The organism is Microbacterium sp. NPDC089190 (assembly GCF_040701795.1).
Taxonomy (GTDB): Bacteria; Actinomycetota; Actinomycetes; order Actinomycetales; family Microbacteriaceae; genus Microbacterium; species Microbacterium galbum.
The window spans coordinates 999,921-1,014,851 of the sequence record NZ_JBFBHF010000001.1; the positions used below are offsets into that span (position 1 = coordinate 999,921).

Consider the following 14,931-nt stretch of genomic DNA (forward strand, 5'->3'; position numbering starts at 1 on the left):
TCAGCGCGCGATCATCGCCGCCGCGTCGAGGGCCCGTTCGAGGGCCGCGGCGGTCGCGATCCGCGCCGCCGCCGGAACGGCCGCGAGGAACCCTCCGACGAAGGTGTCGCCGAGGCCGATGGTGGTGGGGTGCGGGGTGTCGACCACGAACGCGGCGACCCCGGCGGCGGACAGAACCCGCTCCGCCTCCGCGACGACCGCCGCTCCCCCGGCGTGACGGGGCAGACGCGCCGTCTCGTCGAGGTCGGCCGCGGTGCAGGCGTCGCCGAGGCGGTAGCGCGTCGCCGCCGTGCGCACCGCGCTCTCGAGCCCGGGCCGGTGGGCCGCGGCGCGGGGCCCCACCGCGATCGCCCAGTACTTCGTGTGCACGACGAGCGCGCGGGCCGGGATGAGGGCGTGGGCCTCGGCGAGCGCCGCGACGACGTCGTCGGGGGAGAGGAGGTCGACGGGCCGGGCGAGGTACTCCTGGAGCTCGTCCTCGTTCATCCCGTAGACGTCGATGCGGTCGAGCAGGCGCGCGCGAACGACCGCCGACAGCTCGCGCTGATAGAACCCCGCGTCCTCGTAGTACACGAGGGCGTCCGCGGGAAGACGCCGCATCGCCGCGACGAGGTCGTCGAGCCGGCGCGCCAGCAGGTCGGCATCCTGCATCGTGTTGAAGCCCGAGACGAGGAACGCGGCGGCGTCAGCGAGGGCGTCTGCGAGCTCGGCGGCGATCGCCATCTCGCGGTTCGGGGCGTCATTGGCGAAGATGAGGCGGTTCGACGAGGGAGCGGTCACCTCCGCGTCGACCAGGCGCACGGTCGTCCCCGCGGGGTACTGCACGATGAGGTGCGGATCGAGCGTGTCGCGCGTGGCCGAGGACACCACCCGCATCGACCGCGGGAGCAGCCTGCGCACGTTGTCGTCGATGCTCACGAGGTGCTGCACGGTCGGGACGCCGATGCGGTCGAGGGCGATCCCCGCCCGTACTCCGGTCCCGCCGAGGGTGATCTCGACGTCGAAGTGCGCCGCGAATCGCTCCACGATGTCGGAGGAGAGGACGAAGCGCTCGCCTCCCCCGCCCGTGGCGAGGAAGGCGAGCACCGTCACGACGAGCGCCCGCTCGTCGATGATCGGCGTCGTGGTGGTCAGCTCGTCGGAACGGATGCCGTACCCCTCCGCGAGTGCGGACAGGACGGCGGCATCCCACCGGATCTCGTAGTCGACGGTTCCGCCGAGCCCGAGGACGAGGTCTTCTGCCATGGCGCCGATCATCCTCCGATCAGTACAGGTCGGCCTTGCCGGCGGCACCGAACAGGTCGATCTTCTCGGCCGCCGTCACCTTCATCGCCGCGATCGGCTCGGGCTGGATGGCGTTGGGCTCGCGCAGACGACGGTCGGTGCCGAGCACCTCGCGCATGCGGTCGTGGTACGCGACCTTGATGTCGCTGGAGATGTTGATCTTGTTAATGCCGAGCGACACGGCGCGGGCGAGTTCGGCATCCGGGTTGCTGGAGCCGCCGTGCAGCACGAGCGGGATGCCGACGGCCGCCTTGATCTGCTCGAGCAGGTCGTGGCGCAGCTCGGGGTTCTTGTCGGAGGGGTAGAGCCCGTGCGAGGTGCCGATGGCGATCGCGAGGCTGTCGACGCCCGTCTGCTCGACGAAGCGCACGGCGTCATCGACGTTGGTGTAGATGATCTCGGCCGCACCCGACTCGCCGTAGCTGTCGTTCGCCCCGATCGTGCCGAGCTCGCCCTCGACCTGCACGCCGACCGCGTGCGCGGCCTCGACGACCTTGCGGGTCAGGGCGACGTTCTGCTCGAAGGGCTCGAGCGAGGCGTCGATCATGACCGAGGTGAACCCGGCCTGGATCGCGGTGATGATCTGCTCGTAGGTTCCGCCGTGGTCCCAGTGGATGGCCACGGGCACGCTCGACCGGTGGGCGCGGGCGTGCATGGCGGGGATGAGGTCGGTCGTGATGTGCGACACCTCGTCGGGGTGGATGGCGATGATGACCGGAGCGTTCTTCTCCTCGCTGATGTCCATGATCCCGGTGAACATCGCCCAGTCGCTGATGTTGAAGGCCGGGATGGCGAAGCTGTGGGCGTTCGCCACGTCGAGGATGGACTTGCCGGTGTAGAGCACGGATTTCTCCTTGTTCGGGGTGGTTGGTCGGAATCAGCTCTTCACCGAGCCGGCCGTGAGGCCGCTGATGAAGAAGCGTTGGAAGAAGAGGAAGAGCACCAGCACCGGGATCGAGCCGAGGATGCTCATCGCCATGATCTGGTTCCACTCGTAGGAGTGCTGGCCCATGAGCAGCTGGATGCCGATCGGCACCGTGCGCATGTCGATCGTCCGCGTGAGGGTCAGGGCGAAGAGGAACTCGTTCCACGCGATCATGAACGTGTAGATGCCGACCGACACGATCCCGGGGATCGAGATCGGCACGAGCACGCGCCACAGGGCCGTGAAGGAGCCGGCGCCGTCGACGCGGACGGCCTCGTCGAGTTCCTTCGGCAGGGTGTTGAAATACCCGGTCATCATGATGATCGCGTAGGGCAGCGTGAACACCATGTAGGTGAAGATCAGCCCGGGGTAGGTGTTGTACAGCCCCAGCCCGACCATGAGACCGAAGTACGGGATCAGCAGTGTGATGGGCGGCACCGCCTGCACGCTGACAATGATGACGTTGACGATGCGCTTGCCGCGGAACTCGAAGCGGCTGAAGGCGTAGGCGGCCTGGATGGCCACGAGGAGCGTCAGGATCGTGACCGCTCCCGCCACGACGTAGCTGTTGATGAAGAACCGCACGGTCTCGGGGTTGGTGAAGATCGACACGTACGCGTCGAACGAGAAGGTGTCGGTGATCAGACGCGGCGGCAGCTCGAAGATCTGCGTGTTCGATTTGAACGAGCTCGACAGCATCCACAGCACGGGACCGGCGGCGAAGACGGCGCCGAGGATCAGACCGACCATGACGGCGGTCTTGGCGAGGCGTCGTCGGGCGACGGTGCTCGACGGGCGCCGGCGTTCCGGTGCGGTCGACACGCGCGGGCGCGCGGGGGTGGTCAGGGCCATGTCAGTCCCTCGCCTTCTGGTGGCGGACGTAGAGCACCGCGATGATCATCGACATCGCCAGTACCAGCACCGCTGAGGTGGAGGCCATGGAGAAGTCGTACTTGGCGAATGCGAGCTTGTAGGTGAAGGTGCTGAGCATCTCGGTGACGTCGATCGGCCCGCCGCCCGTGGTCAGCCAGATGAGGGCGAACTGCTGCGAGGTCCAGATGAGATCGAGCAGGACGAGGCTGACGATGATCGGACGCAGCTGAGGGATGGTGACGTTCCAGAAGCGCTGCGCGGGGCTGGCGCCGTCGACGGTCGCCGCCTCGTAGAGGTCGCTCGGGATGCCCTGGAGTCCTGCGAGCAGGCTCACCATGAAGAACGGGTAGCCGGCCCAGATGTTGATGAAGGTCACCGTGCCCAGCGCGAGCTGCGGCGACGCGAGCCACTCGATGTTCGTGTTGAGCAGGAAGTTGACGATGCCGTTGGGGGCGAGCAGCATCCGCCACAGCACCGCGATGACGGCGACGGTGAACAGCCACGGCAGCACGTACAGGCCGCGGAAGATCGCTCGGGGGACGGCGCCGATGAGGCGGGAGTTCAGCATCATCGCGAACGACAGCCCGAGGACGAGGTGGGCGGCGACGCTGGTGAGCGTGAAGAAGAGGGTGTTGCCGGTGGCCTTCCAGAAACCGGGGTCGGTGAGGATCGCGACGTAGTTGTCGGCACCGACGACCTCGGGGCTCTTGTTCAGGATGACGTTGTCTTGGAACGAGTAGCCGATCACCATGACGATCGGGACGATCATCAGGACGAACAGCAGGATCAGCGTGGGCGAGAGGAAGACGTAGGCCTCGCCTGCCTTGCGGAGCTGCCGGGTGCGGCGCGAGACCGGTCGTCCGGTGACGATGACCTCGGTGTCGGGGGGAGTCAGGGTGCGCATGGTCATGGTGTGCGGCTTTCGATGGGCGGGATGCCGCACCACCCGCGAAGGCGGTGCGGCATCCCGGATCGGGGTCGGATCAGAACTCCGACGTCCATTCGTCCTGCGTCTTCTTCAGCGCGTCGCTCATCGACTGCTGACCGTCGAGCGCGGACTGGAACTGCTCGCCGAACTGGCGCATGAGTTCCTCGGCGACGGGGAGACCGGTGAACTCGTTCGCCGGGTAGCCCTCCTTGTAGATGTCGAACGCCGTCTTGAACAGCTCGTCGTCCTCCACGAACGTGGGCACGCTCTCGGTGTTGCCGGGGAAGGCCTTCGCCATGGTCGACAGCTCGCTGTTGACGTCCTTGCTCATCAGGAACTGCACGAGCTTGAAGGCGGCGTCCTTGTGCTCGGAGTTCTCGGCGACACCGATGCCCCACGAGGCGTAGGGGATGCCGCGTTCGCCCGAGAAACCGTCTTCGGCGGGGATGGCCGAGATCGAGAAGGTCAGGTCGGGGTTGGACTCGCGGATGAGGTTGATGTGCGCGAGCGAGTCGATCATCATCCCCACGCGACCGTTGGTGAACTCCTCGACCTTGTCCTGCTCCTTCATGGTGAAGGACCCCGGAGCGATGACGCCGTCATCCCACAGCTGCTGGATGTAGTCGGTCGCCGACGACACGTCGGAGTTGGTGAGGTCGGGCTGCCCGTCCTTCAACATGGAGCCTCCGGAGGCCCAGACCCACGACATGACGTCGTTCTGCACGCCGTTGGGGGCCTCGAGCGAGAGCGGGAGCACCCAGCCCGAGACGTCGCCGCCGAGGGCCTTGATCTTCTTCGCCGCGTCGGCGAACTCGGTGCGCGTCGACGGCGGGGCCGAGACGCCCGCCTGCGAGAGCAGACCGTCGTTGGTGAACATCGGGTAGACGAAGTTCACCACCGGGATCATGTAGGTGCTGCCGTCGACCTTGATCTGGCTGGCGAGCTGGCTGTCGTCGTAGCCGGAGTCGCTCATGAGCTGCGACAGGTCGGCGATGACGCCCTGCTTGGCGAAGTCGCTCACCCACGCACCGTCGAGACCGACGACGTCGGGCATGGTGCCGGAGGCCGCACCGGCGAAGAGCTGCTCCTTCGTCGAGGCGTAGGGGCCGCTCACCAGGTCGACCTTGATGCCGGGGTTCTCCTGCTCGAACTGGTCCATGAGACCGCGGAACTGGCCGTCGCCGAGCTCCGGCTCCCACCACTGCGCGAACTCGATCGTGACGTCTCCGTCGGCCGAGGTGGCCGAGGTGTTCGACGAGCACCCCGCCATGGCCAGGAGGGTCGTGGCCGCTGCCGCGACTCCGACGAGCTTGATGGCGTTCCGACGCCGGCGCCCGCTGTTGTCCATCGTTTCTCCTCGTTGAGATCTGCTGCATTTCGCGCTGTTCTGCGCGTTCTTGCGTCTTTCAGCACGAGTATGCGCCGGTCTGCCGGGCGGGTCAAGGGACTGATGCAGATTCGTGACAATTCCGGCAAACAAATGCGGGCAATCAGGGCACATTCACGCACGGAAGCGCACTTCCGTGCTGTTTTGCCGCGAATTCTGCCGCTGTTCGTGCGGTCCTGTGCTAGACACGACCGCATGGACGCATCCACAGCCACGACGAAGCGGCGACTGCCGGCGGGGCGCAAAGCGGAGTTGGCCGCCTACGTCGCCGATTCGGGCCAGGTCACCGTGGTCGACCTCGCCTCGCACTTCGGCGTCTCCATCGACACCGTGCGCCGCGACCTCGACCAGCTCGACCGCGAGGGCATCGTCGTGCGCACGCACGGCGGAGCCGTCAGCGCCATGTCGGTTCCCGGTCGCGATCGCGGCCTCGACGTGCGCTCGCAGATGCAGATCGCCGAGAAGGAACGCATCGCGGCCCTCGCCGTCGAGCTGATCGAAGACGGTTCCGTACTGATGCTCAACGCCGGCACCACGACGCTCGCCGTCGCCCGCGCCCTGCGCAACCACCGCGACCTGACGATCGCGACCAACAATCTGCGCATCCCGGCGGAGATCTCGCCCTCGGCGTTCCGCGACCTCTTCATCTTCGGCGGCGCGGTGCGCACGATCACGCAGGCGACGACGGGGCCCGTCACGCTCGCGATGAACTCGCACTCCCCCGAGGTCGACATCCGGTGCGACTACGCGCTCATCGCGGTCGGCGCGGTCGACGGCTCGGGCTTCTCGACGAGCAACCTCGGCGACGCCACGATGATGACCGAGATGATCCAGAAAGCCGATCGCACGGCGATCCTGGCCGATTCCTCGAAGCTCGATCGCCGCCTGTTCGCGCAGATCGCGCCGCTCGAGAAGGCGGACTACCTCATCACCGACGCGCCGCCGTCGCCCGACCTCGCCGCGGCCCTCGCCGAGGCGGGCGTCACCGTCCTCACGCCCTGAGCGCCCTCAGTCGCGAACGAGCGGCACCCGGAGGATGGCGTCGGTGTCGCCTCCGCCGCGGTCGGTGTTGCTCGTGACCACCCACACGGCCCCGTCGGGCGCGGCGACCACATCGCGCAGGCGGCCGTAGTCGCCCACGAGATACTCCTCGGCCGACGCCAGGTCGGACGTCGGCACGACGCGGACCCGCTGGCCACGGAGGTTCGCGATCACGACCGCGCCGTCCACGACCGCGAGGCCGCTCGGGCTCGCCTCGGCGGGAGCCCACTGCTGCACCGGATCGACGAACCCGTCCCGCCCGCCGATGCCCTCGACCTCGGGCCAGCCGTAGTTCGCGCCCGGCTCGATGACGTTCAGCTCGTCCCACGTGTTCTGACCGAATTCCGACGCGTACATGGTGCCCTCGGCATCCCACCCGATCCCCTGCGGGTTGCGGTGGCCGAGGCTCCAGACGGGCGAGCCGGGGAAGGGGTTGTCGGCGGGAATCGAGCCGTCGGCGGCCACGCGCAGGATCTTGCCGCCGAGCGCCTCCGGGTCCTGGGCGGCTCGCGGTTCCGACGCGTCGCCCGCGGTGACGTAGAGCATCCCGTCGGGCCCGAAGGCGATGCGCCCGCCGTTGTGGATGTTCGCGGACGGGATTGCGTCGAGCACCGTCTGCGCGGCGCCCAGGCGCAGTGCCCCGGGCTCGCCCTCGAGCGGCGACCGCAGCACGCGGTTGTCGTCCGCGGTGGTCGCGTACGCGTAGAGGAAGCCGTCGCGGACGGCGATGCCGAGGAGTCCGCCCTCCCCGCCGGGCGCGACGCCCGGGATCGCCCCGACCAGGCGCGCGTCGCCGTCGACGACCTCGAGGATCTCGCCGGTGTCGCGCTGGCTGAGCAGGATCACGCCGCCGGAGGACGCCACCGACCACGGCGTCGTCAGTCCGTCGACCACGACCGCGGGGTCGCCGAGGGCGGGCGCGGAGCCGGGCGCCGACACGCGGGGAGAGGTGGACGGTGACGCCGTGGGGACGGCATCCGTCCGCCCCTCGGGCGCACACCCGGCGAGCGCCGTCAGCCCGAGGGCGATGAAACCGGCGACACCCGCGCGTCGACGGGGGAAAGCGGCTGGAGCGGTCATGGGTCTCCTCGTCGGCGTGGTCCTCCTGGGATATCCGACCCGCCTGGGTGGCGGGTGGGGGTTGCCCGGACGCCCGCTGCGATCCCCGGCGATCGCACCCCGCGCGGGCGGATGCCTCCGCGTCCCGCGCAGCCGCGCACGGCCCGCGCCACGCGCATCGCGTACCGTGGTCGGACACCACCGAAAGGCCCCGCCGTGCCCCGGCCGACCCAGCCCAAGCTCTCGCGCGACGCGATCGCCCGCGCCGCCCTCGCCCTCGTCGACCGTGACGGCAGCGAGGGCGCGAGCATCCGCCGCGTCGCCGACCGCCTCAAGGTGCACCCCACCTCGCTCTACAACCACGTGCCCAATCTGGCCGCGCTGGTCGAGGACGTGCGCGCGCTCGTGTCGTCGCGCATCGACTCGTCGTTCCTGCGGGACCGGGAGTGGGAGGAGGGGCTCCTGCTCTGGGCCCGCTCGTACCGCGACGCCTTCCGCCGGCATCCGAGGACGATCCCCCTCCTCATGTCGCACCGCTCGTCGGCGCCGCTGTTGATGTCGCAGTACGAGGACTTCGCCGTCGCGGCCGAGGGCGTCGGCTGGACGAGCGAGGACATCCTGCCGCTGCTGACGGCGTTCGAGTCGTTCATCCTCGGCAGCGTGCTCGACATGAGCGGACCGGCGGTGATGTTCGACCCAACCGGGCAGGAGGCGGCCGTGCCGCGCTTCGCCGCCGCTTACGCCACGCTCTCCGCCCACGACCCGGTGGATCCGGTCGCCACGCGCGCGTTCGAACTCGGCCTGTCGCTGCTCATCGCCGGAGCTCGGCCCCGCGCCGCCTGAGCGACGCTCGTCACATGCGGGCGTAGCGCGCCCGGGCGAAGCAGAACAGGCCGTACACGACGAGTCCCGCGCCCACGAGCCACAGCACGAACTGTCCGAAGGGGAGCCCGGCGAGAGCGCGCAGCGCCGCGTCGAGTCCGCCCGCGGCGTTCGGATCGTGCGCGAAGGCGGCGACGAGGAACAGGATGCCGGCGACGCCGACCGCGATGCCCTTGGCGATGTAGCCGACCATCCCGAAGATGCGGATTCCGCGGCCGATCTCCCCGCCCGGGCTCGACAGTCGCTTCATGAAAGCCTTCGTGACGCCGCGCACCACGAACGCGACGCCCACCGCCGCCACGACGAGCCCGATGAGGACGAGCACGAAGACGCCGCCGGGCATCGCCATGAGCTGGGCGCTCAGCGTGCGGGAGGAGTCGGCCGACTCGGAACGGCCTCCGAGCACCGCCGTGAGGGCCGTGGCGCCGATCGCCCCGTAGGCGACGGCGGTTCCGACGTACTTCGCGCGGTGCGCCCAGCGCTTCTTCGTATCCGGATCGCGCTCGGCGACGGCATCCGCGATCTGCCACACGGCCAGAGCGGCGAGACCGATGACGATGACCCAGAGGAGCAGCATTCCCGCCGGCGCCGCCGCCACCTGCTGGATCGCACCGCTCTGATCGGCGCTCTCGCCCCCGCCGCCGGTCGCGATCGAGATGGCGATCGCCCCGATGAGCAGGTGCAGCAGCCCGAGGACGACGTAGCCGATCCGCGCCGCGACGCGGAAGGCGGTGGAGTCCTGTGCCTTATCGGCCGCGGAGGAAGCGGAGGCGGAAGTCATCCGTGCACGCTAGCGCTCAGGAGTCGACCTCGGCCACCCGTTGCGCGCGACGCACGCGCCACACTTCCACCAGCGCCCACACGAGCGTCGACACCGCGACGCCCTCGAGGAAGCCGGCGACGACGTCCGACAGCCAGTGCGCGTGGAGGTAGGTGCGGCTCCACATCATGAGCAGCACCCAGACCGTCCCCGCGACCCAGATCCATCCGCGGCGGAGGATGAGCGCGAGCGTGATCGCGATCGTCGTGGCCACCGCCGTGTGACCGGAGGGGAACGAGGTCGCCTGCGTCTCGGCCAGCGAGTCGGTGGGCCGCGCGCGGGCGATGACGGCCGCCAGGGGGGCGCCGATCAGCACGACCAGGGCGATGGCCCCCGCCACGTTCAGGGCGTCCCACGGGCGCTTGACCAGCAGGAACACGATGGTGGTGGAGATGCCGATCACGATCATGCCGATGGTGCCGCCCACCGTGGCGGGGATCCAGGCGATGATCACCACGACGGGGTTCGCGAGCGCGGCCATGGTGTCGTCCCACCACTGGTCGAAGGCGAGCGGCGCACCCCCGTCGAGGTCGACCGCGAGCCGCAGCGCCACGAAGAGCACGGTCGCGACGACGCCCACGATCAGCGCGACGGGTCGGCGTGCATCGGTGCGTGGGCGGTCGGGCAGGAGTGCGGGTTCGTCGGTCGTGGCATCCATCCTCGAATCGTGCCAGGACGGCGCCGCGGAGGGGTAGCTCTTGCCGAGTGGGGAGGGAACGCTCGTGGGGACGGAAATCCCTCTCGAACTCACAAAACAAACGGTGTAGGTTTTCTGCCATGACCACCGAGGCCTTCACCGTCGTCGAAGCCGACATCGACCGGCTGCGCGCCGCCCTCGACGCCGGCGATGTCACGAGCGTCGAGCTCGTCGCCCGGTACCTCAACCGCATCGCCGCGTACGACCGCACCGGCATCCGGCTCACCAGCGTCCCCGTGCTCGATCCCCGGGCCTTCGCGCACGCGCGGGCGAGTGATCGGCGTCGCGCCCGAGGCGAGACGATCGGCCCCCTCGACGGCATCCCTTTCACGGCCAAGGACAGCTACCGCGTCGAGGGTCTGCCCGTGGCATCCGGCTCCCCGGCGTTCCGCGACCTCATCGCCGGCGACGACGCCTTCGCGATCGAGCGCCTGCGCGCGGCCGGGGCGGTGTTCCTCGGACTGACCACGATGCCCCCGATGGCGGCCGGCGGCATGCAGCGCGGCGTCCACGGACGCGCCGAATCGCCGTACAACGGCGAATACCTCACCTCGGCGTTCGGCTCGGGTTCGTCCAACGGCTCGGGAACCGCCACAGCCGCCAGCTTCTGCGCCTTCGGCCTGGGCGAGGAGACCTGGTCGTCGGGTCGCGCGCCGGCCTCGCACAATGCCCTCGTCGCGTACACGCCCTCGCGCGGCGTCATCTCGGTGCGCGGCAACTGGCCGCTCGTGCCGACGATGGACGTCGTCGTGCCGCACACCCGCACGATCGGCGATCTGCAGCACGTGCTGGACGCCGTCGTCGCCGACGACCCGCAGACCGAAGGCGACCTGTGGCGCACCCAGCCGTGGATCCCGCTCCCCCGCCCGTCCGAGGTGCGCCCCGACTCCTTCACCCGGTTGGAGCCCCTGCCGCTCGCGGGCCTGCGCCTCGCGGTGCCCCGCATCTACGTCAACGGCGATCCCGACAACGCCTCGCCCATCCTCACGCGCGACAGCGTGATGCGACTGTGGGAAGACCTGCGCGGCGACCTCGAGGCCGCGGGCGCCGAGGTGGTCGAGACCGCTTTCCCCGTCGTCGACCGCTACGAGAAGCTGCACGACGGCGACGAGGACTTCCTCGACCGCGGGTTCGTCACGCGGGAGTTCCTCGACGACGAGGTGGGCGACCTCGCGGTGTGGGCGATGGACAGGTTCCTCCGCACCAACGGCGACCCGGCGCTGCCCCGGCTGTCCGACGCCGACCCCGCGCTGATCTTCCCCCACCCGCCCGGCGCCCTGCCCGACCGTTACGGCATCTGGCACTACGACATCTCGTACGACATCGGCGAGTACGTCGCCCGCGCCGCGCAGTGGGAGCCGGATTGGCGCGACGTCGCGAGCCTCGAAGCCGGCCTCCGCGGCCTCGAGCACACCCGCCGCGTCGACGTCGAGCAGTGGATGGACGCCGAGGGTATCGACGCCGTGATCTTCCCCACGCAGTCCGATGTCGGCCCCGCCGACGCCGACGTGAACCCCGCCTCGGCCGACATCGCCTGGCGCAACGGCGTCTGGGTCTCGAACGGCAACCTCGTACCCCGCCACCTCGGCATCCCGACCGTCACCGTGCCGATGGGCACCATGGACGACACCGGGATGCCGGTGGGCCTCACCATCGCCGGGCCCGCCTACAGCGACGTCCGCCTCGTGCAGCTCGGAGCCGCGATCGCCGGCCTCGGGCAGCGCCGCACCGCCCCTGCGCGCACGCCCGCCCTGCCCGACGAGGCGCTGTTCGCCGCCCCCCGGCCGACGGGCGAGGGAGAGCTCGCGGTCGTCGTCGACGAGGTACGCCGCGACGGCGGACTCGTGCGCTTCCGCGCGACGATCACCGGCGGCACGGCCCGCGACCACGCCGCCTACGTCGACGGCGTGCGGGTCGACGTGGAGGTCGAGGGCGACCACCTCCGCGGGATGGCCCGCGTCGCGCCCGACGCGTACGGTGAGCCCGCGAGCGAGTGGGTCGCCCCCTTCGGTCCGCTCGTCGTCGTCGTCGTGCGCGACGCCGGCGGAGCCGTCGCCGGCGCCGTCGGCACGGCATCCGACTCTCCCCTGTGACACCCGCATCACCCGAGGAACAGCCCGTGAACGACACGACCCCCGTCCCGGTGTTCGACTACTTCCGCCAGGTCGACCTGCCCACCCCGACGCTCCGCGACGACGAGGTGCAGTCCCTCTTCGCCGAGACGTTCGGCGTGGAGATCGACGTGCAGGCGCTCGGCAGTCAGCAGGACCAGAATTTCTGTGTGTTCCCTCGCGGATCGACTGAGCCCCTCGGCGTGCTGAAGCTCAGCAATCCCGTCTTCAGCGAGGCTGAGATCGACTTGCAGGATGCCGCGGCGTCCCGCGTGGCCGAACGGAGCCCGCACGTGCGCATCCCCCGCATCGTCGACGGCCCTCACGGGCCGATGTCGACCTGGTGGGACTCCAGCCAGGGGCGCATCCACGCGCGCGTGATCGAGAACATCGCGGGGCGCACGCTCACCGGCTCGAGCTACCTCGCGCCCGCGGTCGTGGAGGGACTCGGCGCCCTTGCCGGTGCGGTGAGCCTCGCGCTCGCCGACTTCACGCACCCCGCGAGCGGCCGCGTGCTGCAGTGGGACCTCCGCCACGCCGCGCGCGTGATCGACACCCTGCTCCCCCTCGATCCGGACGCCGAGGTGCGCGGCACCGTGCAGCGCGCCGCCGACGCGGCCCGGGCCGCCCTCGCGCCCGTCGCCGACGCCCTCCCGCTGCAGGCCGGGCACTTCGACGTCACCGACGACAACGTCCTGCGCGCCCCCGGCGCGACAGTGCCCGACGCCGTCATCGACTTCGGCGACGTGTGCGCGTCGTGGCGGGTGGGCGAGATCGCCGTCACCGTCTCCTCCGTGCTGCACCACGACGGCGCCACCCCCGAGAGCGCCTTCCCCGCGATCCGCGCCTTCGACCGGGCGCGCGACCTCGGCGACGACGAGATCACGGCGCTTTGGCCCCTCGTCGTCCTCCGCGGAGCCGTCCTCGTGCTCAGCGGGCGCGCGCAGGTGCGCCTCGACGACGCCAACGACTACGCCTCGGGGGCGCTCGAGCGGGAGTTCCGCATCCTCGAGCAGGCGGCATCCGTGCCCCTCCCCGTCCTCACCGCGGCGACGCGTGCGGCCCTCGGTCGCCCGCGGCGGAGCGAGCCCGGCTGGACCGGGACGCCGCTGCTGCCGCCCGGGCGCCGCGTCGAGCTGGACGCCTCGACCGAGTCTCCGCTCAACGACGCGGGAGCCTGGCTCGACGCCGCGACCCTCGACGACGCGGCCCTCGCCGCACTCGACGCCGGCGCCGAGATCGCGACCGTCCCCGCGTGGCGCGCGCGCCTCACCGGAACGACCGACCCGCTCCCCTCGACCGCCGAGACCGTGCCCACCGACGTGCTCGTGTGGCTCGCCGAACCGCTGCTCCTCGACGGTGACACCCGCGTCGACGGCGATGCGCTCATCGTGACGGAGGATGCCGAGGCCCTGACGATCAGCGGAGCCGCCGCCGCGGCGGCATCCGGAACCCTCCCCGCGCGGACGCGATTGTCGGTGCGGCGGAGCGTCGACGGGCTCGTCCCTCCCCCGCGCACCACGCGCGCCCTCGCCGACGCGTGGCGCGAGGTCGCCGGCGATCCCGGAGCCGCCCTCGGCCTCCCTCCCACCGCACCGCCGCACGACGACTCCCTGCAACGGCGCCACGAGGTGCTCGCCGAGGTGCAGGAGCACTACTACGGGGTGCCGCCGCGCATCGAACGCGGGTGGCGCGAGCTGCTCATCGACGTCGAGGGCCGCGTCTACCTCGACATGGTCAACAACGTCGCCTCGGTCGGTCACGCCCACCCGCACGTCGTGGCGGCGGGATCGCGCCAGATGCACCTGCTCAACACCAACTCGCGCTTCCATTACCGCGCGATCGCCGACTACGCCGACCGCATCGCCGCGACCCTCCCCGACGGCTTCGACACGGTCTTCTTCGTCAACTCCGGGTCGGAGGCGACCGACCTCGCGATCCGCCTGGCGATGGCGGCGACCGGACGCCCCGACATCGTCGCGATGCGCGAGGCATACCACGGCTGGACCTACGCCAGCGATGCGGTGTCGACCTCCATCGCCGACAACCCCTTCGCCCTCGAGACGCGACCCGAGTGGGTGCACACCGTCGACGCGGCGAACTCCTACCGCGGAAGACACCGGGGAGCGGATGCCGTGCGGTACGCCCCCGAGGCGGTCGCGGTGATCGATGGGCTCGCGGCATCCGGTCGGCCACCCGCCGGGATGATCGCCGAGACGTACTTCGGCAACGCGGGCGGCGTCGCGCTCCCCGACGGATACCTGCGCGAGGTGTACGCGGCCGTCCGCCGCCACGGCGGTCTCGCGATCGCCGATGAGGTGCAGGTCGGCTACGGACGGCTCGGCGAATGGTTCTGGGGTTTCCAGCAGCAGGATGCCGTTCCCGACATCGTCGCGGTCGCCAAGTCCATCGGCGGCGGGCACCCGCTCGGAGCCGTCATCACGCGCCGGGAGATCGCCGACCGCTACCGTACGCAGGGTTACTTCTTCTCCTCCACCGGCGGATCGCCGGTGTCGTCGGCCATCGGCATGGCCGTGCTCGACGTGATCGAGCAAGAGGGCCTGCAGGAGAACGCGCGGGTCGTCGGCGGACACCTGCAGCGCCGCCTCGAAGAGCTCGGCGAGCGGCACGACCTCGTCGGCGCCGTGCACGGATCGGGGCTCTACCTGGGGCTCGAGTTCGTGCGCGACCGCGAGACCCTCGAACCCGCCACGACCGAGACCGCGGCGATCTGCGACCGTCTGCTCGAGCGGGGCGTCATCATGCAGCCGACCGGCGACTTCCAGAACGTGCTGAAGATCAAGCCTCCGCTGGTGATCACGCGGGCCTCGGTCGACGTCTTCGTCGATGCGCTGGACCGTGTGCTGAGCACCGGCTTCTGACCCCGCGCGGCATCCCCCGCCGCTGAATCCGCCCCGTACCGA

Annotated in this window: 11 protein-coding genes and 1 pseudogene; 4 read left to right on the top strand and 8 right to left on the bottom strand. The window is 70.4% G+C overall.

All coding sequences use genetic code 11. The annotated features are described in order from the left end of the window. The 5 genes from AB0230_RS04905 to AB0230_RS04925 form a co-directional block, all read right to left on the bottom strand. Positions 1-1,245: an ADP-dependent glucokinase/phosphofructokinase gene (locus AB0230_RS04905; RefSeq protein WP_366374285.1), complete on the bottom strand. Its 1,245-nt coding sequence runs from the start codon at positions 1,243-1,245 to the stop codon at positions 1-3. A 19-nt stretch (positions 1,246-1,264) separates the two neighbouring features. Continuing rightward, entirely contained in the window at positions 1,265-2,128 is an 864-nt protein-coding gene (locus AB0230_RS04910; RefSeq protein ID WP_076673539.1) for a ketose-bisphosphate aldolase, read from the bottom strand. A 33-nt stretch (positions 2,129-2,161) separates the two neighbouring features. Continuing rightward, positions 2,162-3,061: a carbohydrate ABC transporter permease gene (locus AB0230_RS04915; RefSeq protein WP_366374288.1), complete on the bottom strand. Its 900-nt coding sequence runs from the start codon at positions 3,059-3,061 to the stop codon at positions 2,162-2,164. Between the two features lies 1 nt (position 3,062). Continuing rightward, positions 3,063-3,992: a sugar ABC transporter permease gene (locus AB0230_RS04920; RefSeq protein ID WP_315993716.1), complete on the bottom strand. Its 930-nt coding sequence runs from the start codon at positions 3,990-3,992 to the stop codon at positions 3,063-3,065. A 73-nt stretch (positions 3,993-4,065) separates the two neighbouring features. After that, a complete protein-coding gene (locus AB0230_RS04925; RefSeq protein ID WP_363577800.1) occupies positions 4,066-5,358 on the bottom strand; it encodes a sugar ABC transporter substrate-binding protein in 1,293 nt (430 codons plus the stop codon). 234 nt (positions 5,359-5,592) lie between these two features. Here AB0230_RS04925 and AB0230_RS04930 point away from each other — a divergent pair, with 234 nt between their 5' ends. Beyond that, positions 5,593-6,399, top strand: coding sequence for a DeoR/GlpR family DNA-binding transcription regulator (locus AB0230_RS04930; RefSeq protein WP_363387303.1), 807 nt, complete (start codon positions 5,593-5,595; stop codon positions 6,397-6,399). Positions 6,400-6,405: 6 nt separating this feature from the next. On the opposite strand, the gene AB0230_RS04935 is transcribed toward AB0230_RS04930, so the two are convergent. Continuing rightward, positions 6,406-7,518: a PQQ-dependent sugar dehydrogenase gene (locus AB0230_RS04935; RefSeq protein ID WP_363387306.1), complete on the bottom strand. Its 1,113-nt coding sequence runs from the start codon at positions 7,516-7,518 to the stop codon at positions 6,406-6,408. Positions 7,519-7,713: 195 nt separating this feature from the next. On the opposite strand from AB0230_RS04935, the gene AB0230_RS04940 reads away from it, so the two are divergent. Then, positions 7,714-8,340 (top strand): TetR/AcrR family transcriptional regulator C-terminal domain-containing protein, encoded by a 627-nt coding sequence (locus AB0230_RS04940; RefSeq protein WP_315993720.1) that lies wholly within the window; start codon positions 7,714-7,716, stop codon positions 8,338-8,340. Positions 8,341-8,350: 10 nt separating this feature from the next. On the opposite strand, the gene AB0230_RS04945 is transcribed toward AB0230_RS04940, so the two are convergent. After that, the gene (locus AB0230_RS04945; protein ID WP_315993721.1) at positions 8,351-9,160 is read right to left on the bottom strand and encodes a DUF1206 domain-containing protein; all 810 of its coding nucleotides are present in this window, start codon (positions 9,158-9,160) and stop codon (positions 8,351-8,353) included. 16 nt (positions 9,161-9,176) lie between these two features. Continuing rightward, complete coding sequence (locus tag AB0230_RS04950) at positions 9,177-9,857, bottom strand: phosphatase PAP2 family protein (RefSeq protein WP_315993722.1); 681 nt, start codon at positions 9,855-9,857, stop codon at positions 9,177-9,179. 119 nt (positions 9,858-9,976) lie between these two features. On the opposite strand from AB0230_RS04950, the pseudogene AB0230_RS04955 reads away from it, so the two are divergent. Both AB0230_RS04955 and AB0230_RS04960 read left to right on the top strand, forming a co-directional pair. After that, a pseudogene (locus tag AB0230_RS04955) lies at positions 9,977-11,650 on the top strand (amidase); the annotation flags it as partial. A gap of 365 nt (positions 11,651-12,015) precedes the next feature. Continuing rightward, entirely contained in the window at positions 12,016-14,889 is a 2,874-nt protein-coding gene (locus tag AB0230_RS04960) for an aminotransferase (protein ID WP_366374293.1), read from the top strand. Positions 14,890-14,931: the final 42 nt, after the last annotated feature.

Excerpts from the sequence above, each read along its gene's own strand:
- AB0230_RS04905 (WP_366374285.1), bottom strand. The coding sequence starts at position 1,245 with ATGGCAGAAGACCTCGTCCTCGGGCTCGGCGGAACCGTCGACTACGAG.
- AB0230_RS04915 (WP_366374288.1), bottom strand. The coding sequence starts at position 3,061 with ATGGCCCTGACCACCCCCGCGCGCCCGCGCGTGTCGACCGCACCGGAA.
- AB0230_RS04920 (WP_315993716.1), bottom strand. The coding sequence starts at position 3,992 with ATGACCATGCGCACCCTGACTCCCCCCGACACCGAGGTCATCGTCACC.
- AB0230_RS04925 (WP_363577800.1), bottom strand. The coding sequence starts at position 5,358 with ATGGACAACAGCGGGCGCCGGCGTCGGAACGCCATCAAGCTCGTCGGA.
- AB0230_RS04930 (WP_363387303.1), top strand. The coding sequence starts at position 5,593 with ATGGACGCATCCACAGCCACGACGAAGCGGCGACTGCCGGCGGGGCGC.
- AB0230_RS04935 (WP_363387306.1), bottom strand. The coding sequence starts at position 7,518 with ATGACCGCTCCAGCCGCTTTCCCCCGTCGACGCGCGGGTGTCGCCGGT.
- AB0230_RS04945 (WP_315993721.1), bottom strand. The coding sequence starts at position 9,160 with ATGACTTCCGCCTCCGCTTCCTCCGCGGCCGATAAGGCACAGGACTCC.
- AB0230_RS04950 (WP_315993722.1), bottom strand. The coding sequence starts at position 9,857 with ATGGATGCCACGACCGACGAACCCGCACTCCTGCCCGACCGCCCACGC.